Annotated in this window: 20 protein-coding genes; 9 read left to right on the top strand and 11 right to left on the bottom strand. The window is 74.5% G+C overall.

The features are described 5' to 3' along the window. Positions 1 to 78 precede the first annotated feature (78 nt). From ABTZ91_RS06090 to ABTZ91_RS06070, 5 genes are all read left to right on the top strand, one after another. Positions 79 to 1,590 (top strand): von Willebrand factor type A domain-containing protein, encoded by a 1,512-nt coding sequence (locus ABTZ91_RS06090; protein ID WP_407077906.1) that lies wholly within the window; start codon positions 79 to 81, stop codon positions 1,588 to 1,590. Between the two features lie 17 nt (positions 1,591 to 1,607). After that, positions 1,608 to 2,081, top strand: a complete 474-nt coding sequence (locus ABTZ91_RS06085) for an anthrone oxygenase family protein (protein ID WP_352075921.1) — start codon at positions 1,608 to 1,610, stop codon at positions 2,079 to 2,081. Between the two features lie 339 nt (positions 2,082 to 2,420). Further along, positions 2,421 to 3,110: a ScbR family autoregulator-binding transcription factor gene (locus tag ABTZ91_RS06080; protein ID WP_352075920.1), complete on the top strand. Its 690-nt coding sequence runs from the start codon at positions 2,421 to 2,423 to the stop codon at positions 3,108 to 3,110. 510 nt (positions 3,111 to 3,620) lie between these two features. Beyond that, positions 3,621 to 4,580 carry an AfsR/SARP family transcriptional regulator gene (locus ABTZ91_RS06075; protein ID WP_352075919.1) on the top strand — a complete coding sequence of 320 codons (960 nt, stop codon included), beginning with the start codon at positions 3,621 to 3,623 and terminating at the stop codon, positions 4,578 to 4,580. Positions 4,581 to 4,767: 187 nt separating this feature from the next. Next, a complete protein-coding gene (locus tag ABTZ91_RS06070; protein ID WP_352075918.1) occupies positions 4,768 to 6,834 on the top strand; it encodes a helix-turn-helix domain-containing protein in 2,067 nt (688 codons plus the stop codon). Positions 6,835 to 7,063: 229 nt separating this feature from the next. Here ABTZ91_RS06070 and ABTZ91_RS06065 read toward each other — a convergent pair whose 3' ends face one another. Continuing rightward, the gene (locus ABTZ91_RS06065; protein ID WP_352075917.1) at positions 7,064 to 8,275 is read right to left on the bottom strand and encodes a transposase; all 1,212 of its coding nucleotides are present in this window, start codon (positions 8,273 to 8,275) and stop codon (positions 7,064 to 7,066) included. A gap of 462 nt (positions 8,276 to 8,737) precedes the next feature. Here ABTZ91_RS06065 and ABTZ91_RS06060 point away from each other — a divergent pair, with 462 nt between their 5' ends. Then, the gene (locus ABTZ91_RS06060; RefSeq protein ID WP_352075916.1) at positions 8,738 to 9,160 is read left to right on the top strand and encodes a CrcB family protein; all 423 of its coding nucleotides are present in this window, start codon (positions 8,738 to 8,740) and stop codon (positions 9,158 to 9,160) included. Between the two features lie 82 nt (positions 9,161 to 9,242). Then, positions 9,243 to 9,593 (top strand): fluoride efflux transporter CrcB, encoded by a 351-nt coding sequence (gene crcB / locus ABTZ91_RS06055; RefSeq protein WP_352075915.1) that lies wholly within the window; start codon positions 9,243 to 9,245, stop codon positions 9,591 to 9,593. 179 nt (positions 9,594 to 9,772) lie between these two features. Here the strand turns inward: crcB and ABTZ91_RS06050 are convergent, their stop codons facing one another. Together ABTZ91_RS06050 and ABTZ91_RS06045 are read right to left on the bottom strand one after the other, a co-directional pair. After that, positions 9,773 to 10,720, bottom strand: coding sequence for a hypothetical protein (locus ABTZ91_RS06050; protein ID WP_352075914.1), 948 nt, complete (start codon positions 10,718 to 10,720; stop codon positions 9,773 to 9,775). Positions 10,721 to 10,780: 60 nt separating this feature from the next. Then, entirely contained in the window at positions 10,781 to 11,824 is a 1,044-nt protein-coding gene (locus ABTZ91_RS06045; RefSeq protein ID WP_352075913.1) for a serine hydrolase domain-containing protein, read from the bottom strand. Between the two features lie 236 nt (positions 11,825 to 12,060). Here ABTZ91_RS06045 and ABTZ91_RS06040 point away from each other — a divergent pair, with 236 nt between their 5' ends. Together ABTZ91_RS06040 and ABTZ91_RS06035 are read left to right on the top strand one after the other, a co-directional pair. Further along, positions 12,061 to 12,528 (top strand): DUF5994 family protein, encoded by a 468-nt coding sequence (locus ABTZ91_RS06040; RefSeq protein ID WP_352075912.1) that lies wholly within the window; start codon positions 12,061 to 12,063, stop codon positions 12,526 to 12,528. 164 nt (positions 12,529 to 12,692) lie between these two features. Next, a complete protein-coding gene (locus ABTZ91_RS06035; RefSeq protein WP_352075911.1) occupies positions 12,693 to 13,874 on the top strand; it encodes a PP2C family protein-serine/threonine phosphatase in 1,182 nt (393 codons plus the stop codon). On the opposite strand, the gene ABTZ91_RS06030 is transcribed toward ABTZ91_RS06035, so the two are convergent. The 8 genes from ABTZ91_RS06030 to ABTZ91_RS05995 all read right to left on the bottom strand — a co-directional run bounded on the left by ABTZ91_RS06030 (position 13,864) and on the right by ABTZ91_RS05995 (position 21,529). Beyond that, on the bottom strand, positions 13,864 to 15,306 hold the full coding sequence (locus tag ABTZ91_RS06030) for a hypothetical protein (RefSeq protein WP_352075910.1): 1,443 nt from the start codon (positions 15,304 to 15,306) through the stop codon (positions 13,864 to 13,866). The genes ABTZ91_RS06035 and ABTZ91_RS06030 overlap by 11 nt on opposite strands. A 113-nt stretch (positions 15,307 to 15,419) precedes the next feature. After that, positions 15,420 to 15,986, bottom strand: a complete 567-nt coding sequence (locus tag ABTZ91_RS06025) for an MOSC domain-containing protein (RefSeq protein ID WP_352075909.1) — start codon at positions 15,984 to 15,986, stop codon at positions 15,420 to 15,422. 6 nt (positions 15,987 to 15,992) lie between these two features. Continuing rightward, positions 15,993 to 16,226 (bottom strand): acyl carrier protein, encoded by a 234-nt coding sequence (locus tag ABTZ91_RS06020; RefSeq protein ID WP_352075908.1) that lies wholly within the window; start codon positions 16,224 to 16,226, stop codon positions 15,993 to 15,995. 1 nt (position 16,227) lies between these two features. Continuing rightward, complete coding sequence (locus ABTZ91_RS06015) at positions 16,228 to 17,256, bottom strand: nitronate monooxygenase (protein ID WP_352075907.1); 1,029 nt, start codon at positions 17,254 to 17,256, stop codon at positions 16,228 to 16,230. Then, positions 17,253 to 18,257 carry a hypothetical protein gene (locus ABTZ91_RS06010; protein WP_352075906.1) on the bottom strand — a complete coding sequence of 335 codons (1,005 nt, stop codon included), beginning with the start codon at positions 18,255 to 18,257 and terminating at the stop codon, positions 17,253 to 17,255. Before ABTZ91_RS06010 ends, ABTZ91_RS06015 begins: the two co-directional genes overlap by 4 nt. Then, a complete protein-coding gene (locus ABTZ91_RS06005) occupies positions 18,250 to 19,224 on the bottom strand; it encodes a diiron oxygenase (protein WP_352075905.1) in 975 nt (324 codons plus the stop codon). The genes ABTZ91_RS06010 and ABTZ91_RS06005 overlap by 8 nt, the downstream gene beginning before the upstream one ends. 5 nt (positions 19,225 to 19,229) lie before the next feature. Beyond that, positions 19,230 to 20,198, bottom strand: a complete 969-nt coding sequence (locus tag ABTZ91_RS06000; RefSeq protein ID WP_352075904.1) for an inositol monophosphatase family protein — start codon at positions 20,196 to 20,198, stop codon at positions 19,230 to 19,232. Further along, entirely contained in the window at positions 20,195 to 21,529 is a 1,335-nt protein-coding gene (locus tag ABTZ91_RS05995) for an aspartate aminotransferase family protein (RefSeq protein ID WP_352075903.1), read from the bottom strand. The genes ABTZ91_RS06000 and ABTZ91_RS05995 overlap by 4 nt, the downstream gene beginning before the upstream one ends. Positions 21,530 to 21,591: the final 62 nt, after the last annotated feature.

The raw sequence follows: 21,591 nt of genomic DNA, 5'->3' as shown, positions 1-21,591 counted from the left end.
TCGTTCCGCAACCCCTTCGTCTGCTCCTTCCGGCGCTCCCGAACGTCACATTCACAAGTGCCGTACCTCGACGGGGAGATGCTCATGAAGAGAAGGATCGGCGCGGGACTGCTCGCCGGAGTCCTGCTGCTCACCGGCTGCAGCGCCGGTTCCGACCGCGGCGCCACCAGGAGCTCCGACCACGGGGCGCCCGACCGCGGCGCGCCTCCGCCCCCGGCCGCCTCACCGGCCCCCGGCGCCCCCGAGACTCCCGGCGCGCCCGAGGCTCCCGACCGGCTGTCCACCTTCGCCCTCGACGTCGACACCGCCTCCTACGGCTACGCCCGCCGCGCCCTCGCCGAGGGCCGGCTGCCCGACCCGGCGGACGTACGGCCCGAGGAGTTCGTCAACAGCTTCAAGCCGGACTATCCGAGGCCGAAGGACAACGGCTTCAGCGTCACCGTCGACGGCGCCCGCTCGGACGCCGCCGGCTGGTCCCTGGTGCGGGTCGGCCTCGCGACCCGGCCGAGCGACGGCGAACGGCCGCCCGCCGCCCTCACCTTCGTCGTCGACGTCTCCGGTTCGATGGCCGAGCCGGGCAGGCTCGACCTCGTCAAGGAGTCGCTCGGGCTGCTCGCCGACCGCCTCCGCGACGACGACTCGGTCGCCCTCGTCACCTTCAGCTCCGAGGCCGAGACCGTGCTCCCCATGACCCGGGTCGGCGGCAACCGCGAGCGGTTCCACGACGTCGTCGACGCCCTCGCCACCAGCTCCTCCACCAATGTCGAGGCGGGCGTCCGCACGGGCTACGACGTCGCCGTCGAAGGACACCGCAAGGGCGCCACCAACCGGGTCGTGCTCCTCTCCGACGCCCTCGCGAACACCGGCGACACCGAAGCCGAGGGCATCCTGGAGCGGATCGACACCGAGCGCCGGAGGTACGGGATCACGCTCTTCGGCGTCGGTGTCGGCAGCGAGTACGGCGACGCCTTCATGGAGAAGCTCGCCGACAAGGGCGACGGCTCCACCACGTACGTCTCCACCCCCGGCCAGGCCCGCAAGGTCTTCGTCGACCAGCTGCCCGCCCACGTCGAGCTGCGCGCCCGTGACGCCAAGGCGCAGGTCGCCTTCGACGCGAAGACCGTGGAGAGCTTCCGGCTGATCGGCTACGAGAACCGCGAGGTCGCCGACGAGGACTTCCGTGACGACCGGGTCGACGGCGGCGAGGTCGGCGCCGGGCACACGGTGACGGCGCTGTACGCGGTCAAGCTGCGGCCCGGGAAGAGCGGGCGGGTCGCCACCGCCACGGTCCGCTGGCTCGACCCGGCCACCCGTACCCCGCACGAGCGTTCCGGCACGGCCGACACCTCCGCACTGACCGCCCCGATCTGGGGCGACGGCCACGACAGCCTCCAACTGACGGCCATCGCCGCCTACTTCGCCGACCGGCTGCGCGGCGGATCCATGCCCGGCGCACCCGCCCTGTCCAGCCTCGCCGCGCGGGCCGGCGCGCTGGCGGAGCGGGCGCGCTCCGCGTCCGTACGGGAGCTGGCCGAGGCGATCCGCCGGGCCGACGGGCTCGGCGAATCCACCGACCCGTACGCCGGCTGATCGGCATCATGGTGACCATGGCCGCCCTGCTGCTCGCTCTCGCCGTCGTCTCCACCGGGCTCTACGCCGGCTTCATGCTGATCTTCCACACCGGTGTGATGCCGGCCCTGGCCCGGCTGTCGGACGAGGAGTTCGTCCGTGCCGTGCGGCGGATCAACGAGTACGTGCCGAGGCCGGTGTTCCTGCTGGTCTTCCTCGGGGTCGTCGCCTTCCCGGCGGCGGCCCTGGCCGTGCCCACCGGCGGGCGGACGGACCTTCAGAAGTGGCTGGTGGTGGCCGGGCTTGTGTGCGCGGTGGCGAACCACCTCGTCACCATGGGCGGCAACATCCCGCTCAACACGGCGCTCGCCGCCGCCGAGTCGACGGACGAGCCGCCGGCCGCCGTGCGGGCCGCCTTCGAGAAGCGCTGGAACGGTTTCCACCGCGTCCGCACCCTGCTGATCGTGGCCTCCTTCGGTCTGCTGACCGCCTCGGCCGTCGGCACCGCCTGACCGACCCAGCCTCGGTCTCGGGCGGCCGGTCCGCCTCGATCCCGGTCGGCCGGCCCGCGCCGACGCGACCACCGGGTCGGTTTTCCGGTCGCCGAGAGTGACATCGGCGGCCTTCCGGACGGGGCGTCAGTTCCCGTCGGCGGCCCCGACCTGACGTTCTCGTTCCTGGCCGTGGTGTCAAAGTGGCTGGTCAGGAGAGTGTGTTCGCGGACGGCGAGATGCGCGGGTTCTCTGCGAACAGGGCTTCGGGTATCTTCCAGCTGCCGGAAAATAGGTACCCCCAGGTTTGTTTTCTGCCACCGGGATGCCGGTTCGGGCGATGAGAGGGACGTGACTCCCATGGCGAAGCAGGATCGGGCGATCCGCACCCGCAAGGCGATCCTGGAGGCGGCCGCCGCCGTCTTCGACGAGCGGGGCTACGAGGCCGCCAAGCTCTCCGACATCCTGGCGCTGGCCCAAGTGACCAAGGGCGCGCTGTACTTCCACTTCGACTCCAAGGAAGACCTCGCGCACGCGGTGATCGACGCCCAGGTGTCGGTCGTGCCCACGGCGCCGCCGCAGATCTCCAAGGTGCAGGAGTTCGTGGACGTCGGCATGGTCTTCGCGCACCGGCTGACCCGTGACCGGGTGCTGAGCGGCAGCGTGCGGCTGACCCTCGACCAGGGCGCCCACGACCTCAACCGCAGCGGCCCGTACCGCGAGTGGACCGAGATCAACCTGCGCCTGCTCAACGAGGCCAAGGAGCGCGGCGAACTGCTGCCGCACGCCGACCCCGAGGAGGTGGCCCCGCTCGTCGTGGGCGCCTACGCAGGGCTCAACCTGATGACCCACGCCCTGGAGGGCGACCGGTCCTCGCTGGAGCGCTGGGCGTCGGCGCTCTACCACCACTTACTTCCCAGCATCGTGGTCCCGTCGGTGCTCACCATGCTCGACCTGGAGCCGGGCCGGGGTGCCCGTGCCCTCGGCCTCGGCGCGTCGGACGACGCCACCACGACCACCGCGGCCACCCCGGAAGAGGTCGTCTCCTGACGGATGCCCGCCGGCACCCGCCATCCGATCCCTCCGCACGCCTGCCCCCGGCCCCGCCGCGACACGCCCTTGCGTCGCCGCCCGCACCCCCGTGCCTCCGGCGCACCCCGCTTGCGCCGCCCCCACCCTCTTCGCCCCTCGCCCCCTCTCCGGCGGCCGCGTGCCCGCTCGGCCGCCCAGGCCCCCTGGAGTACGCGCGCGTGAGGCGGCATCATGGGAACGCAAAAGAAACCGCCATGCTGGTTTGTTGATGACCCTGGCCGGAAGGCACCCGCACCACTGCCTGAAAACAGCCCCCAAAGCATACCCGTGGGTCCAGTAACTGGATCGCCGGGTACGTTTCCCCCGGTCCTGGCGCTCTCTTGATGGTCGCGAAGACCCGCAAACCGGGCAAAATTTCCGTCCGCGAGGTTCAGTCTTTCCGTACCGCCCGGTTTCTTATTGACATGCAGCGCGGTCTCTTTTCTAATCGTCCAGGGTCATCCCGTGCGCAGATGCTGAGGGGGCAAGGTGGACGTCCGGATCCTGGGGGGACTTTCGGTGCGCGAGAACGGGGTGTCGGTCACCCCGACCGCCGCCGCGCCACGACAACTGCTCGCCCTGCTCGCCGCCGGTGCCGACCAGATCGTCCCGGTCTCCGTCCTCATGGAGGAGGTGTGGCCGTCCGGTGCGCCGCGCGGAGCCCGCGCCGAACTCCACTCCCACATCCTCGGGTTGCGGTCCCTGATCGCCACGGCCCTGCCCGGCGGGCGGGACGGTGGCAGGGACGGCGGCAGGGGCGCCGGGCGGGACCGCGGTGACGGGCGCACCGCCGAGACCGTGCTCGCCGCCCAGTCCGGCGGCTACCGCCTCGACACCGGCGGCGGCTCCCACGACGTCTGGCAGTTCGAGCGCGCGGCCGGCGCCGGATACCGGGCCATGGAAGCGGGTGACCTCCCGCGCGCCGCGCTCCGCCTCGGCGAGGCCCTCGCCCTCTGGCGCGGCGAGCCGTACGCCGGTGTCGACGCCGGGCCACGGCTGCGGGCCGAGATCGAGCGCCTGGAGGCCTCCCGGCTCAGCGTCCTCGACCAGTGGGTGGAGGCCCAGTTGGGCCTCGGCCGGCACGCCGAGATGGTGCCCGAGCTCGCCGTGCTCGTCGCCCGCCACCCGGTCAACGAGTCGCTGCACGCCCAGTTCATGGTCGCCCTGCTGCGCTCCGGCCGCACCGACGACGCCCTGGACGCCTTCCGCAGACTCTGCGCGGCGCTGCAGCGGGACGGGGGCCGCGAGCCCTCGGCGCGGCTGCGCCGCCTCCACCGCACGCTGCTGACCGTCCGGGACACCGCCCGGCCCCGCATCCCGGCCCAGGCCCAAGCCCCGGCCCACGCCCACACCCTGCCGCCGATCCACGCGCAGCCCCGCCCCGAGACGTCGGCCTCCTGGTCGCGTTCCCCCCGGCCCGTACCGTCCTTCGCGGCCGCGTCCGCCTGAGCCGGCGGCGACGCGGGGCCGCAACGGACGGAAAGGGCCGAAGGGGCGGTAAGGAGAGGGAACGGCGATGACGGGAACGAAGTGGTCGATCTCACCGTTGACCGGCGTCCACGGCCGCTCTAGTTTCGGCCAGCGGTACGGGTTTCCGCAGCGGCACCCGATTCTGCTCGGCAGCGGGAGTTGAGGAATGTCCAACCAGGGCGCGTACGGGAGCGGTGGCGCCGGCGCGCTCGCCGTGCTGGAGCTGCTGGCCCGGCGGGCACCGCAGGAGCGGTTCGCCGAACTGCTCGACAAGGCCCGCGCGGACGACCTCCCCGAGCCCGAACTCGCCCAGCTCGAAAGGGCCGTCCACCTCGCGACCGGCGTCCGGCACTCCCTGGCCCGCCGCGAACAGCGCGAGGCCGGCCTCGACGCCCTCGCCGACACCGCCCGCGACCTCACCCTCCCCTACGACCTGGACGGGCTGCTCCGCAGCATCGCCCGCCGGGCCCGGCGGCTCCTCGGCCTCGACCTGACCTGCGTCACCCTGCGCGGCCCGCACGGCGTCCGGGTCGTCCACGGCACCGACGGCGCCCTCGCCGCGACCGGCCCGGCCGGCTGCCCCGGCGCCTTCGAGGAGGACGGGCTCGGCGGGCTCGTCCACGTCCTGGGCGCGCCCGTCTGGACCGAGGACTACCTCGCGGACGAGCGCTTCGCCCACACGCCCGCCGTCGACGCGGCCGTACGGGACGAGGGCCTGAGGGCGGTCGTCGTCGTGCCGCTGCGCGCGGGCGACACCGTCCTCGGACTGCTCTACGGCGCCGACCGCAGGGCCCGCCGGTACACCGCGGGCGAGCTCGGACTGCTCACCTCCCTCGCCGACCTGGCCGCCGTCGCCACCGAGAAGGCCGGGCTGCTCGACCAGACCCGCGCGGAGGTCACCGAGCTCGAACGGGACAGCTCCCGGGCCCGCACCACCCTCACCCGCATGCGCTACATCGGCGAGGCGCACCGCCGCATCATGAACCTGATCCTGGCCGGCGGCGACCTCGGCAACGTGGCCAAGGCCGCCGGGGACGCCCTCGACGCCTCCGTCCTGATCCGCGACCCCGGCGGCCGTACGCTCGCCTCCACCGGCGAGATCACCGGACTCGACGAGGAGGCCGTGGCCAAGGCCTCGCTCGACGCCCACGCCGGCCGCCGTCCCGTGCTCACGGGAGGCGGCCGCGACGCGCAGTGCCGGGACGGCCAGGACCGCGCCCCCGAGCCCCGCGAGGGTGAGGGTTCCGCGTCGGACGACCGGCGGACCTGGGTCGCGCCGGTCATCGCCGGCTCCGAGGACCTGGGCGTCCTCGTCGTCCGCGCCGCCACCCCGCTCACCGGCGAGGACGAGCGGCTCCTCGAACTGGCCGCCCAGGCCGTCGCCTTCCTGCTCCTGATCCAGCGCTCCACCGCCGTCGCCGAGGGCCCCGTCCGCGACGAGCTCCTCGACGACCTGCTCGCCGAGCCGCAGCACGCCCCGCAGCAGATCGCCCAGCGCGCCCGCCGCCTCGGCATCGACCTGCGCAAGCCGCACGTCCTGGTGGTCGCCCGGCCCGAGGGCGGCGAGCAGGGCCGCGCGGTGGTGTGGGCCTCCTCGTACGCGTACCGCATGGCGGGCCTGAAGACGGTGCAGGGCGGCTGCATCGTCCTGCTGCTGCCCGGGGTGGACGCCTCGGCCGCCGCGAAGGCCGTCTCGGGCGAGCTGGCCCCGCTGCTCGGCCATCCCGTCTCGGTGGGCGCCGCCGGGCCCGGCTGGAGCCCGGACAGCGTGGTCCGGTCGTACCAGGAGGCCATGCGCTGCCTGGACGCGATGAGCGCGCTCGGCGGCACGGGCGCGGCGGCGTCCGTGGACGACCTGGGGTTCCTCGGGCTGCTGCTGTCGGACGACCACGACGTGGACGGGTTCATCGAGTCGGCGATCGGCCCCGTACTGGACTACGACGCCGAGCGGTTCACCGACCTGACCCGCACGCTGGAGGCGTACTTCGCCTCCGGTGCCAGCCCCACCAACGCGGCCGAGGCGCTGCACGTCCACCCGAACACGGTCTCGCGCCGGCTGGAGCGGATCGGCGAACTCCTCGGCCCGGAGTGGCAGAAGCCCGGCCAGGTCCTGGAGGTGCAGCTGGCGCTGCGCCTCCAGCGCACTCGTGACGTCCTCGCCCGCCGCCGGGCCGCCCTGGGCGAGGCCCGCCCGTCGGCCTCTCCGGCCCCGCCGACATCCTCGGCCCCATAGGCCCCATCCGCCTCATCGACCCCGTAGGTCCCATCCCCCCTCGGCCCCGTAGGTCCCGTCGTCGGTGGACCGCCCGGTCGGCGCCTGAATCCCGCCGGGCGCCCGTACGCGTGGTGGGGGCCCGGAAATCTCACGTCGCCCGTACGCGCGTACGGGGCCCGGAAGCCCCAACTTCCGGGCCCCAGCTCTGAGGGACCCCTGTCACCGCTCTCTGAGCGCGGGTGCGGGGTCAGCTCGCCGAGCGGTCGTGGACGGAGCCGTACGGCGTGTCCCAGCCGGCGGCCAGGACGGTCGCCGCGTGCGCCGCCGAGGCGAGCGTGATGTGCCGGTGCCAGCCGCGGAAGGAGCGACCGACGAAGTCCCGCAGGCCCGCGCCCTCGCCGACCGCGCGGAAGTCCCGCTCGACCCGCCGCGACAGCTTCGTCAGCCGCAGCAGCGGCCCGACCGACGACCCCGTCAGATCCGTGATCCACAGCCGGGCCGGGGAGCGCCGGGGGTCGTCCCACTCGCCGAGCAGGAGCAGCGGCCGCTGCCGCTCGCCCGCCGGGACGGGCAGGGTGACCCGGACCGCGGTGGCCAGCGACGTGCGCGAGGTGCGCATCCCGGCGGCCGCGTCCACCCAGCTGACCGGGCGGCGCAGCCCCTTGAGGGACTCCAGGATCTGGAGCGCGGTGAGCGGTCCCGCGCCGAAGCCGGGCAGCGAGCGGTCGGCGACGGTCAGCCGGCAGCCCGCGCCGATCCGGGCGACGACGGGGACGCCCGCGAGCGCGAGCCGGTGCAGGGCCGGCCGTCCGGCGCCGCCCCGGATGTCGAGCAGCAGCGGCTTGCGGGCCACGTCCGGCCAGCGGGCCGTGTCCAGCGCCGCGTTGACCGCGCACTCCTCCAGGGTCTCCTCCGCCGCGCCCTCGGGCACCTCCGCCCGGTCCCGCCGCGTGCGGTCCTTCACCCAGGGATCGGGCAGGAAGAGGCGCCAGTTGACGGGGACGCTGGTCTCCTCGGAGGCGAACCAGACGCCGAACGCCTGCTGCCCGCGGAACACCTGGCCCCGCTCGGGGTCGAAGCGCCGGTCGACACCGACCGAGTGCTGTCCGGCCTTCGGTATCGGCATCGGCCGCACCACCCACGCCTGCGGGGCGCTGTTCTGCTGGAGGTAGCGGGCGAGTTCGGCCCGCATCGGCCGCCAGTCCCACGTGGAGCTGGAGATGAAGTGGTGCAGGCTCTGCTCGGCGGCCGGGCCGCCGATCTGCGCGGCGATGTTGCGGATCGACTTGCGGCCCTGCGCGGTCAGCAGACCGCGCAGGTACTGCTCGGCCTTCAGCCGCTGGTCACGGCGCGGGAATCCGGAGAAGAGCGCGGCGCAGAGTTCGCCGTACACGTCCTCGGCGGCCGCGTCCCGGTGCGCGGTGACGGTCCTGAACCTGGTTGCGACGGATGTACTCACGACACTCCTGCCCTACGGGTTGAGCAGCTCCCTCCCGCTGCACCTCCACGGTCGCGCGTCGCCGCCGTGGGCACGAGGTGTACCCGGCACCCGTCTGGGCCGCCGAATGGTGGCCGGACCACCGCCCCCCGTCCGGCTCCCGGTCCGGCCGCCTGTTCCCGCCCGGTCCGGCCCCCGGTCCGACCGCCCGGCCCCCCGTTCCGCCCACAGGTCCGCCCCCGGGGCCGGCCACCCCCCGGCGCTCTCGTCGCCCCATCCCCGTGGGGGGTATCTGACAGACTCGCCGGGCCGCCTTTGACCCGTGCGGCGCCCCGCCCGGACCATCGGGGCGAGGCAGCACGGGCCGGACTCCGGTTAATGCCCCAGGCCGGGGTCCGTGCCTGTGCGCCTCGCTTGCCACCCCCGTCCCATCAGGGCCGTCCCCGCCGGGGCCCGGCGCCCGGCGCGCCCTAACCTGGTGCCATGGGATTCTGCGCACAGCTCCCGGTCGTCGGAGCGGTCGCCGCCGGCGGCGCCCTCGGGGCGACCGTCCGCTACGCGGCGACCCTCGCCTGGCCGACCCCGGCCGGCGCGTTCCCGTGGACGATCCTCACCGTCAACGCGACCGGCTGCGCGGCCCTCGGCGTCCTGATGGTCCTCGCCACCGAGACCCCGACCCCGCCCCACCCGCTGCTGCGGCCCTTCCTGGGCACGGGGGTGTGCGGTGGCTTCACCACCTTCTCCGCCTACGCGCTCGACACCCAGCGGCTGCTCGCCGACGGTGACGTCACGCGCGGAATGCTCCACCTGGCGGCGACCCCGCTCACCGCGCTGGCCGCCGTCTGGGCGGCCGTCGTGGCGACCCGCGCCGCCGTACGGACCGTCCCGGCGAGGAGGCGGGGATGACGCACCAGGAGAGGGCCCGGCTCACCGGCCCGGTGACGCCCGCGTGCGAGGTCGTACGGTACGGGCGCCGGGAGCCGCAGGAGTGAACTGGCTGCTCGTCGTCGCCGGCGCCGCCGTCGGCGCGCCCCTGCGCTACCTCACCGACCGCCTGGTCCAGGCCCGCCACGACTCCGTCTTCCCCTGGGGCACGTTCCTCGTGAACGTGGCCGGCTCCTTCGCCCTCGGCCTCCTCACCGGCGTGGCCTCCACCCGGGCCGGCCTGCTCCTCGGCACGGGCCTGTGCGGCGCCCTCACCACGTACTCCACCTTCTCGTACGAGACGCTGAAGCTGTACGAGGGCGGGGCGCGGGCCTACGCGGCGGCGAACGTCGCGGGCAGCGTCGCCGCGGGCCTGGGCGCCGTGTGGCTGGGCGCGGCACTCGTACGGCCCTGACGACTCGTACGGCCGTCGGGAACAGCACCGCGTACGGCCCTGGCGCCCGCGTACGGTCCCCCGGGAGCCGCGTACGGCCGTCGGCAACGGCACCCGCGTACGGCCGTCGGCAACGGCGCCCGCGTACGGCCCTGGCGCCCGCGTACCCCGTGTACGGCCCCGGCACCCGGCCGCCCGGCTCAGGAGCGGCGCCCCGGAAGGGACGGCGGGTACACGCGGGGGACGGGCCGGGGGCCCGCGGCTCCCGGGGCGAGGGTGAGCGCGAAGCCGTGGTTCGCGGCGACGGAGCGGATGTGCTCGGCCGACAGGGAGCCCTGACGCTCCAGGGTCAGCGCCGGCAGCCCGGCCCGCCCGCACCCGGCGAAGCGGTGGAAGGAGACCACGCTCGTCGTCACCGGCGTGTGGTGCGGGTGGCGCAGCCGCGCCGCGGCCTCGTCGGCGTGCGACAGGACCCGGACCCACGGCTCGTGCGCGAAGTCCCGGGCGGCCGCGTCGGCCCGCCAGTGGGGGAGTTCGCGCGAGCGGCTCGCCGAGACGGTGAAGAGGTACTCCGTGCCGGTCCGGTCCAGGGCCGCGCGGAGGAAGTCGTTCGACGGGCAGTGCCGGCCGGGCGCGACCACCTGAACGGTCGTCACCCCGTCCTCGGCCGAGGTGAGATGCGGCGGGAGCCGGTCCGCGGCGGGGCCGCGGAAGGCGAAGGGGCCGAGCTCGTACAGCTCGTCCATCAGCGACCGGACCTGCCGCCGCGGCAGTTCGGCGGGCAGCCGGGTCCAGTCGAAGAGCCCGGGGATGGCGGACGGCACGGTGGTGACCGCGCCGGCCCGGTCCTCCGGGCGGCCCGTCATCCGGTGGACCCGCGCGACGACCTCGCGGTCGGGGCGGGCGGTCAGCGCGTAGAGGGCGGCGAAGCCGTGCACCACCGCGCAGCCCGCGTCCAGATCCTCCGCCGCCCTCCGTACGTCCCCGGCGTCGCCGAGCACCGGGCCGCCGCCGGTGCCCGGCCGCCCGGCCGCCGGTCTCCCGGCCGCCCCCGTCCCCCGCTTCCCCGTCCCCTGCTCCCCGGCCGCCCGCTCGCCCCGTTCCGTGGTCGCCGGCTCCTCCACCAACACCGCCCGCTCGTCTCCCATCGCCGCGCCTCCTCGCCTTCCCGATCGTTTACGGCGTGCAACGAGCCCGGCAGCTTCCGGTCACAACGGGGCGAACACCGCTTCCCGGAACGCGTCGCGCACCGCCGTCACGGGACCGGTGGCGCGGGTGAAGTACAGCTTGTTGGTGAGCAGGACCGCCCAGCGGCCCCGCGAGGGGCTGACCCACAGGCCGGTGCCGGTGAAGCCGTAGTGCGCCCAGACGTCGTCCCGTACCGCCGTGCCCGGGGCGAGGTGCCAGAACAGACCGCGCACCGGGGCCAGTTCGCCGGTGCGGACCCGCAGCGACGCCGCCACCCACTCGGGCCCGAACGGCGGCCGCACCGGGTCGAGCACCTGCCGCAGGAAGCGCCCCAGGTCCCCGGCGGTGGAGAAGGCGCCCGCGATGCCGCAGGCCCCGCCGAGCAGCCGGGTCGAGAAGTCGTGCACGGTGCCGCGCAGATGGGCGCCGGTCTCCTCGTCGTACTCCGTCGGCGCGCAGCGGGCGGCCAGTGGGGCCGGCAGCGGCCCGAAACGGGTCTCCGTCATGCCCAGCGGCGCCCACACCCGGTCGGCGGCGAGCCGCGCCAGGCGCAGTCCGGTGAGGTGCTCGGCGAGATAGCCGAGGATCAGCGCGGCCCGGTCGGTGTACTCGACGGCCTCCCCGGGCCGCCGCCGCAGCACCTCCCGCAGCACCCCGTCCCGTACGTCCTGCGGATCGGAGCCGTACAGCGCGCGGAGGTTGGCGCGCAGCGGCAGCCCGGCGGTGTGGGTGAGCAGCTGGAGCGGGGTGACGTCACCGAGCGGGTGCCCGGCGGCCTCGGGCCAGAAGGAGCCCAGGGGCGCGTCGAGCAGGAGCTTGCCGTCCTCTACGAGCGTGCCGACGACCGGCCACACCGCGATCACCTTGGTGAGGCTCGCCAGGTCGAACAGCGTGTCGGGGCGGGTGGGCAGGCCGCCCGCCGTCCCGTCGTGCGACCCGACGGCACCGCCCGCGACGAGGCCGCCGGCATCACCGACGGCCCAGGCGGCGCCGGGGTAGACCTGCGCGCGGACCCCTTCCCGCAGGAGCCGCGCGATCCGCGGAGTGTCGAGCGTCGTGTTCACATCAGGTGTCTACCCCGTTACGGGGTGCGAGACGGCCCTCACCGTCCCCGGCCGACGCCTCGGCCGGCGACCGGCGCGTCCGCCCTGATCAGAGCGGGTTCCAGGGGGCCGGGGAGTACGGTGGGAAGCGCGGTGGCAGAGCGGGAAGCACGGTGACAGAGCGCCGAACCGACCGCTCCGGCGTCAGGAACGCCGCGCACGGGGCCGTCGCACCGCACAGACAGGGCGAACCGATCATGGCCGCATCCGTCGACCCCCCTCCCTCCCGGCTCCTCCCCGACGAGGTCCACGGCGCGGTGCGCCCCGGGACGGCCGTGCTCCGCCTCCGTACCACCCATTCCCGCGAAGGCGTCCTCGACGGGGCCTGGTGGCCCCGCTCCCGGCACGTCGCCGCCGAGCTGCCGGCGCTGATCGAGGCCCTCACCGCCCACATCGGCCCGGTGACCAGGGTCGGCCTGGACACCGACGCCTGGGAGGAGGTCCCCACCCGCCTGGTCGTCGCCGACCGGGTCGTGCGGCTGGACTCGTATCCCGTCGGCGACGACACCGTCCTGATCACCCGGGGCGACCAGGACCACTTCGCGCTCCTCGTCGTCCCGCCGCACACGCCGACCGACCTGGCCCGCGAGGCGATGGCCCGCGCCGTCCGGGCCGACAACGTCACCTCGGCCGCCGAGATCCTCCTCGCCACGACCTCGGAGTGAGGGCAGCTCGCCGCCGCCGCGGTCCCGACCGCACCGTCCCGACCGTCCCGTCCCGTCCCGACCGCACCGCCGCTGTTCTGGCTGTGACCGCCCGTTTCCCGGCGGGGCGAGCGGGCCGGGCCGGCAACAGGACAGGCGCCATCGGCTGATGTATGCCTTTTTCCATGGGTGCCCACCCGCGAGCCTTCCGCCTCCGCCTTTCCCGGCGCGGTGGCGGAGCGCTGCTCGCCGTGCCCTTCACCCTGATCGCGACGGTCACGGTGGTCGACATCCTGTCGCCGCCGGAGGTGCACCTGGGACCGTTCCTCGTCGCCGCGCCGGCGGTGACGGCGTCCTTCGCCGGGCCGCGCATGACGGCCTTCGTGGGCGCGGCCGCGGTCCTCGCCCAGGCGGTCGTGGCGGTCGTGCGGACGAGCCTCACGGACCTCAACCACACCTACCAGATCATCGCGCTGATCCTGATCTCGGTCATCGTGACCTTCTTCGCCCATCTGCGCGAGGAGGACGAGAGCCGGGTGACGCGGCTGCGCTCCATCGCCGAGGCCGCCCAGAGCGTCGTCCTGCGCCCGCTCCCACACCGGGCGGGACCCCTGCACATCGCCTCCGTCTATCTGGCGGCCGAGGAGGAGGCGCAGATGGGCGGCGACCTGTACGCGGCGGCCCGTACGGCGTCCGGGACCCGGCTGCTCATCGGGGACGCCAGGGGCAAGGGCCTCGACGCGATCAGCGAGGCGTCGCTCGTCCTGGGCGCCTTCCGGGTCACGGCCCGCCGCGAGCACGAGCTGCCCGAACTCGTCGGACACCTGGAGGAGGGAGTCGGCTCGGCGGAGGAGACGGAGGGCGCGGCGGCGGGCTCGCGCGCCGACGGGGCGGCCGACGACCCGAACGAGGCCTTCGTCACCGCTCTGGTCCTGGACATACCCGACCGCGAGCCGGTCGTACGCCTGGTGAACCGCGGCCACCCGCCGCCGCTGCTCCTGCGCCAGGGGCGGGTGATCCCGCTCGAAACCGCCGACGCGAGTCCGCCGCTGGGCCTGTCGGACGTCGTCGCGCCCGATGTGACGGTGGAGACCTTCCCCTTCGACGTCGGCGACGTGCTCCTCCTCTACACGGACGGGGTCGTCGAGGCCCGCGACCGTACGCGCGCCTTCTACCCCCTGACCGAACGCCTCGCCGCCTGGGCCGACGCCGACCCGCCGACCCTGCTCGACCACCTGCGGGCCGACCTGCGGGCTCACGCGGGCGGCCACCTCGGTGACGACGCGGCCCTCGTCGCGGTGGAACGCCTCGCCCCGGACGCGAAGCCGCCCGCGGCCGGCCCCCTGGAGCGGGGAATCAGCCGATGACCGCCTCCGGGTCGTCGAGTTCGTGCAGGCCCGCCGGGTCCTCGTCGGTCAGCACCTCTCCCGTCGCGGTGACCAGGCGCCGGCCGTGGCCCCGGTGGACGCACAGGAGCTGGTCGCGGGTGCCGGTCCGGTCGCGGTACACCGCGAGGGCCGGGCCGTACTTGCTGCTGTGGCCGGGCAGTTCGGCGGCCTCGCTCCACCGGGTGCCGTCGTAGGAGGACCACCACAGCCGCTGGCGCGCCCGGTCGCGGTGGACGCAGATCAGCTCGCCGTCGAAGACGGCCAGGCCGATGTTGCTCCGGGTGCGGTGCCCGGGCAGGGCGCCCTCGGAGGTCCAGGTGCCGCCGCGCAGCCGGCTCCAGTGGATCGCCCCGTCCTTGGGGTTGCCGTGCAGCAGGTGCAGGGCGCCGTCGTACACGGCGAGCGCCGGGGACCTGGTGGTGACACAGCCGGGGACGGGTTCGGGGGCGGTCCAGGTGCGGCCGTCCCGGCTGGTGGTGACCATGATCCGCTGACCGGCCTCGGCGTAGGCGAGGTGCAGGGCGCCCTGGAAGACGGCCAGCGCCGGGCCGTACACGCTCTCGGCGTACGGGACCGGCCGGTCCGGGCTCCAGGTGTCGCCGTCGTACGAGGTCAGCGCCATGCCCCAGGTGCCCGAGCCGCCGCGGTGCGTGCAGTACAGCCGGTCCTCGAACACGGCCAGGGCCGGGCTGCCCAGGGTGTGGTGCGAGGGGAAGGGCCGGTCCTCGGACCGGCCGCCGTCCGCGCGGTGCGCGGTCCACCACAACTCGGGGTCGTCGCCCCGGCCCTGATAGACGCAGTACAGGTCGCCGCGGAAGACGGCCAGGGCGGGGGTCTCGGAGGCGTAGCAGGCCGTGAACTGCCGCTCGGGCCCCCAGCCCGTGCCCGGCGCATACGCGCTGAACCACAGGCCGTTCGCGGGCGGCGGGGCGTCGAGGGCCAGGGGAGCCAGCAGCGTGGGCGCGGCCCACGGAGAGGTCAGCTCGCATCCGGCGCCCCGGGCGGTCTCCCGGATCCGCCCGGCGCGTTCGGTCAGCCGCGCGCCGACGGCCTCGGCGAGCTCCTCGGGCAGGGCACCGGCGAGCACGTCCCGCACCAGGCCGGGGAAACCGCTCACGGGGCCGGTGCCGTCCGCGGGCACGAGCCGGTCCACGGCCCCCTGGTCGAGGCGGAGGGCGAAACCCCAGTCCAGGAGGCGAACGGAGACGCTCGCTCCCGTCTCGGCGAGCACCTTGGCGGCCCGCTCCGCGCGTTCCACGGCGCGGGGCGAGGGCGCGTCCGCGCCGGGGTCCGTGGCCCGGGGTGAGGGGATGTCCGCGCCGGGGTCCATGGCCCGGGGCGCGGGGGCGTCCGCGCCGGGGCCCGGTGCCGTGTCGTTCTTCCGCCCGGGGGCGGTGCCTTCGATCGCCATGCTGTCTTCCTGCCTGCAGAGCCGGGGGCCGGGCGGCCCGCCCTCCGCGCGGTGCGGGGACGAGCCGGCCGGGCCTCCGGACATGGACGTGTACGGGCCCGTCCCGGCGCGCTTCACGCCGGCGGGTGGATCCGGTCGCCGATCCTGATCGTCCCGCCGCGGACCACCTCGGCCCGCAGCCCGCCGCGGTGCACCAGGCCGCGGATCAGGCCGGGACGGACCAGTCGTTCCAGGCGGGCGCAGGGTTCGCTGAGCCTGAGGCCGCGCAGGACCACCGTCCCGATCCGGAACTCGTGGTCCACGAGCGGGTTGAGCCGGACGCCGCGGCAGACCAGGTTGCGGCGGCACTCGGCGGGGGTGAGCGTGATGCCGTGCTCGCGGGCGAGGGCGTCGAGCGCCTCGGCCTCGATGAGGGTGACGTCGCAGACCCCCGAGGCCCGTCCGGTCCCCCGGCGGCGCGGGCGGGGGCCCTGCCCCGCCCAGTAGTTGCGGTCCCCCAGCAGGCCCCGGCCGATCACCGCGCGCACCTGGGCGACGGGGAAGGTCGGCGCGCCGGGGTGCGCGGCGAGGTGCAGGGAGGCGACCAGGCCGGGTCCGGGGTCGGGGCTGGGGCCGGGGTCGGACCGGACGAGGCCGGGTCCGGGGTCGTCGGGCCCGGACGGCGGCGGGTGCTGTGCCACGGCGCTTCACCCCTTCAGGAAGTGCTCCGAGAGGGAACGCAGAGTGCGGAACTGGTTCACGTCGATCTCCTCCAGGCTCAGCTCCCGGCCGATCAGGTCCTCGAGCAGCAGGACGAACTCCATGAAGGCGAGCGAGTCGATCAGCCTGCTCTCGATCAGGTCCAGGTCGTCCGGAATGTCCCCGACGGTGGGGTTGCGTTCGCGCAGCCAGTCCACGATCGGCTTGGTGACGTCGGCCATGTCATCTCTCCTGGATCCGGTGAGGCGCGGGGGGCGTGCCCGGGTGCGAGCCGGCGCGCAGGACGCGGGCGTCCTCGTACTCCTGGCGGATCCGGGCGACGATGGCGGCGGCCGGGTGCGCGGCGGTGACGCGGGTGCAGGACCGGCCGCAGTACATGGCCATCTCCTCGACGCGCCCGGTGGTGGCCTCGCCCGGCGCGGCCGCGCTGTAGCGCGCCACCGGGTACGGCCGGCCGTCCACCCGGGTGGTGGCGATGAAGGCGGCCGGGGCGCGCTCCTTCGCGGCGGTGAGGGAGTTGCGCAGGACGCGGTGCGGGCGGTGCGGCCAGCCGATCGCGAAGAGGGAGGTGACGAGGGTGTCCTCGGCCACCGCCTCGACCACACGCCGCTTGAACTCCGGGTGCGCGGTGGACTCCCCGGCCGGTACGAACAGGGTGCCGGCCATGGCGCCGTCCGCACCCCGGGCCACCGCGCCGGCGAGGTCCCCGCCGGTGGCGATCCCGCCGGCGACGGCGAGGACGGCGTGCGGGTGGCGGGCCCGGACGGCGGCCAGCAGGACGTCCACGGGCTGGGCGCCGAGCAGATGGCCGCCGGCCTCGGTGCCCTGGAGGACCAGGACGGCCGCGCCGCGCGCGAGGGCGGTGTCGGCGTCGGAGGGGGTGCCGACCTGGACCACCAGCGGGTGTCCGGCGGCCCGTACGGTCCGGGCCGCGTCGTCGGCGGGGAGCCCGAAGGCGGTGACGAAACCGTTGCGGGGCAGTTCCGGCAGGACCGCCCGGAGCTGCTCAAGACAGCGGGCCGGGCCCGTCACCTCCGGGACGACGTTCACCCCGAAGGGGCGGCCGTCGGCGGCGGCCGCCGTCTCCCGGACCAGCCGGGCCGCCCGCGCGGGCGCCTCCTTGTACAGGGCGAGGGTGCCGCCGGCTCCGGCCCGGGAGACCTCGGCGCACAGGGCGGGCCCGGCGACGGCGCCCATGCCGGCCTGTAGCAGGGGCAGTTCGAGCCCCAGCAGGGTGGCGAGCCGGGTCACGAGCGTTCCCCCGCCCGCCGGACCGCGCGGTGCGCGGCGGCCAGGTCGCCTTCGAACAGGTCGCCCAGGGCGTGCACCCAGCGCTCCAGGCCGAAGGCGACGCAGCCCGTGAAGGCCGGGCGGCCGGCGTGGTCGATCGTGCGGCGCTCGCCGAAGAAGTTGCGGTGGTTGTTGGTGGAGGCGAGGGCGGTGCCGTCGGTGTGCAGGTACTCCTCCTTGACCGGGGCGAGCAGCTGCATGACGGTGCGCGCGCCGTCCTTCTGGAAGAACGGGTCGGTGGCGGGCCGCCGGTCCAGGGCGAGGCCGAGGGAGGCGCCGAAGGCGAGGATCCGCTCCCGGTGCCGGTCGAGGTGGGCCCGTACGGTGTCGGCCGAGCCCACGCACACCAGCTCCCGCATGGTGAATCCCCAGAGCCTGCGCAGCCCGTCGTGGTGGTCCTCACGGCGGAAGCACTGCGCGACCGTGCTGACCAGGACGGGGGTGTCGCTGCTGCTCCCGGTGAGGTGCACGAAGCAGCCGTAACAGGCGGCGGAGGGCAGGAGGTGGGTGGCGTCGGCGAGGTCGGCGGCGGGCAGTGCGGCCGGCCCGGGTGGCTCGCTGGCCGAGCCGGGCGGTTCGGCGGCGTCGTACGGAGGAGTGGGCTCGTACGGAGGAGTGGGCTCGTAGGGAGTGGTGGCGAGAGTGGCCAGGCGGTCGGGGCGGATCCGGGTGACCGGGCTGCCCAGGTGCGGGAAGTTGCGGAAGTAGTCGAGGGTCCGCAGGTCCTCCACCCGCAGCAGCGGCGGGTAGCTCTGCTGCCGGGCCCCGGCCTCGGCGCCCCAGCGGGTGAACACCGCGTCCAGCGCGGCCCTCAGCACGACGGCCGGTTCGTCGAGGGTCGCGAGCCCGTCCCGGACCGACCAGTCGGCCCCGGTCGCCCCGGTGGCCTCGGTCGCCCCGGTAGTCCCAGTCGTTCCGGCGGCCCTGGTGGCCCCGCTGGTCAGGCGGCCGGTGTCAGTCATCGAACACCCCGATCCGCCGGAGGAAACCGGTCGTCTTGTGGAGGACCCTGGCGTGGGCGGCCTGCCGCGCGGGGTGGGCGAGCAGCCGCTTGCGCAGGGCGAAGCCGTCGGGGAGGCCGGCGTCGCGGTAGACGGCGGGGTTGTAGAAGGCCGCGATGCTGAGCGCGAGGTAGCGGTCGAGGTAGCCGCGCAGGTCGCGCCGGGCCGTGTCGTCGAGGCCCCCGCGCAGCAGGCGCTCCCACAGCAGCTGCACCAGGCGGCAGCCGAAGGCGATGTGCCGGGACTCGTCCTGGTGGTGCAGCCGGTTGATGTGCCGGATGGTCGGATGCAGCCGGTCGTCGGCCGCCAGGTGGACGTTGTAGTGGTCGACGATCTGCTCGAAGACCAGGATCCGGGCGAAGACGAGGAAGTTCTGGATGTCCGGGTCGCGCGGGGCCTCGGGCAGCCTGACCGACTTGTCGGGGTAGATCTTGTCGGCGTAGCGCAGGCAGAAGGTGGCGAAGAACCACATGTGATCGTTCTCCTCACCGACGAAGTGGTGGAAGAACTCCGAGGGCAGCTCGAAGCCGGGCGTGTGGATGCGCCGGGTGACCTCGATGAGCAGCTCGCGGATGCCGTGCACGTTCAGGCTGTAGAAGTTGACGCTCTCCCACCTGCTCAGGGCGCGGAGCTGGTCGGGGCTGAGCTCGTCCATGAGTTCCGTGCCGTGGACGGAGAGCAGTTCGGGCGACATCCACAGGCCGTCGGCGGGGATCGCGGGCGGCCAGTCGAAGGTGGTGAACGGGTTGTAGTAGTCCTGGGTGGCCTTGTCGGAGAGCCGGTCGAGCAGGGCCTTGAACTCGGTGTCGTCGGGGACGGCGGCCGTGGTGGTGCCGGTCGTGGTGGCGGCGGTGGCGGCACCGGCCGTGGTGGCGTCGGTCGTTGCGGCACCGGTCGTCGTGCCGGGCGGGGTGGTCCGGGGGCGCATGGGCGTCATTCCTTCCATCGGACGGACGCCAGCAGGGCCCGGTGCAGCTCGGGCGTGGACGCCGCCACGCAGGACCGCTGGTTGCCGACGTCGAGGTCGGTCAGGACGGTGCTGCCGAGGGGCTGTCCGTAGGCGTCGGTGACGACCGCCCCGGCCCGCTCGGCGAGGAAGACGGCCGCGGCGATGTCGTACGGGAACAGGTGCAGGACCCGGCCGTTGCCGACGCGCTCGAACTCGGGCAGCAGCGCCGGATCGTCGCGCAGCAGCCGGTTGCCGATGTCCACGTAGGCGTCGAGCTGGCCGGTGAGCAGCCGCGAGATCGACCAGGTGGCGCTGTTGAAGACGAAGACCCCGCCGGTGTTGGCCGACAGGTCGATGAGGTGACCGTAGGCCTCGGTCATCAGACGGGCCGGGTGGCCGTTGAACTCCAGTGACCAGAACATCCGCGCCGGGTCGGTGGTGCGGGTCAGCGCCGGGACGGGGTGGTCGTAGCCGTACGCCGTGATCCCCGGCGTCGTGAGGTCGCCGTAGAGGTAGGCGCCCGTGCGCAGTTCCATCAGCAGCGCGTGCTCGACGTCGGCGATCCGGGGGCGCTTCGCCATCCGGGCGACCGCGACCGAGACGGTGGCCGACTCCAGGCCGGCGACGGCGGGGCGGGTGCCGTCGATGGGGTCCACGACCAGCAGATGGGCCGGGTCGGCGCCGTGGTACTGCAGTCCGCGGTCCTCGGAGTAGACGGCGACGGGCAGGTCGTGGCCGGCGATGTACTTCCAGACGGCGGCCTCGGCGACCTCGTCGAGGCCGAACTGGGCGTCGCCGCCCGGCGAGAGGCCCCGCACCAGCCGGCTGCCGTGCCGGTGCCGGGCGGCCAGCACGGCCTCGCGGACGGCCGCGGCGAGACCCGTCACGTACGCGCGCATGGCCGCGGCGGACGGCGGGCCGCCGGGCGCGGGGACGGGAGCGGGGGCGGTCACGCGGCGGCCTCCTCGGCGAAGAGCGCGTCGAGCCGGTCGCAGAGCAGATCGGCCTCCTCGTGGGTGAGGATCAGCGGCGGCCGGATCTTGATCACGTTGCCCCGGCCGTAGCGGGAGGTGCGCAGGATGAGGCCGTGGTCCATGCCGCGCCGGGCCAGGGCCTGGGCCCGTTCGCTGTGCGGGCGCCCCCGGTCGTCGCCGATCTCGATCCCGATCATCAGACCGAGGCCGCGTACGTCCACGACGGCCTTGTGCCGTGCGGCCAGCGCGCGCAGCCGTTCCATGACGTGGGCGCCGACCGCGCGGACGTTCTCCAGGAAGCCGGGGCGGCCGATCACGTCCAGGGTGGCGACCGCCGCGGCGGCGGCGAGGACGTTGCCGCCGTAGGTGAAGGAGTGGTGGTCGCTGCTGAGCCCGGACATCCGCTCGTCGGCGACGATGGCCGCGACCTGCGCACCGGAGCCGCCGAGGCCCTTGGCGGTGGTGAGGATGTCGGGCCGGACGCCGAAGTGCTCGGCGGCGAACATCCGGCCGATCCGGCCGATGCCGGTCTGGATCTCGTCGAAGACGAGGGCGATGCCCCGTTCGTCGCACAGGGCACGCAGGGCGGGCAGATAGCCGTCGGGAGGCACGATGTTGCCGCCGCTGCCGGAGACCGGTTCCACGACGACGCAGGCGACGCTGCCCGAACTCGCGTGGTCCAGGAAGTCGTTGATGCGCTCGACGCACAGCATGCCGCAGCTGTCGGGCCCCGCCTGGCCGTAGAAGCAGCGCAGACAGTAGGGGTCGGGCACCTGGAGCACACCCGGCATCAGGTGCGGAAAGGGCTCCTTGCGGAACGACTCGCCCGACATGGTGGTCGTCATCATGGTCTGGCCGTGGTGGCTGCGGAACAGGGTGACGACGTCGCGCCGGCCGGTGGCGAGCTGCGCCATCTTGACCGCGCCCTCGTTGGCGGTGGAGCCCCCCGACACCTTGAGGTGCACCTTGGTCAGGTTCGGCGGGGTGACCTCGACCAGCCGCCGGACCAGCTCGTTGACGGGAGCGGTCTGGAAGGTCGAGGTGGTGTGCACCAGCCGTTCGACCTGGTCGCGCATGGCCTTGACCACTTCGGGGTGACCGTATCCGAGGCTCAGGTTGAAGGTGCCGGACGCGCAGTCCAGGTACTCGTTGCCGTCGGTGTCGTACAGGTGGACGCCCTCACCGTGGTCCATCTCGTACGCGCTGACCGGGTAGTACAGATGGTTCTGTACGTAGCTCAGGGCCTCGCCGCGGACATCGCTCCGGGCGGTGCCGCGGTCGTCGCGCTGGGCACGTATCAGGTCTGCCATGTATCTCCTGTCGGCTTCCGTCCCGCGGACACGAAGGACGGCGGATGGCGGGAATTCGGTCG

Source organism: Streptomyces sp. NPDC126499 (assembly GCF_040302485.1).
GTDB lineage: Bacteria > Actinomycetota > Actinomycetes > Streptomycetales > Streptomycetaceae > Streptomyces.
The sequence above is the reverse complement of the archived record's forward strand: the minus strand, read 5'-3'. Positions and strand labels throughout refer to the sequence as shown.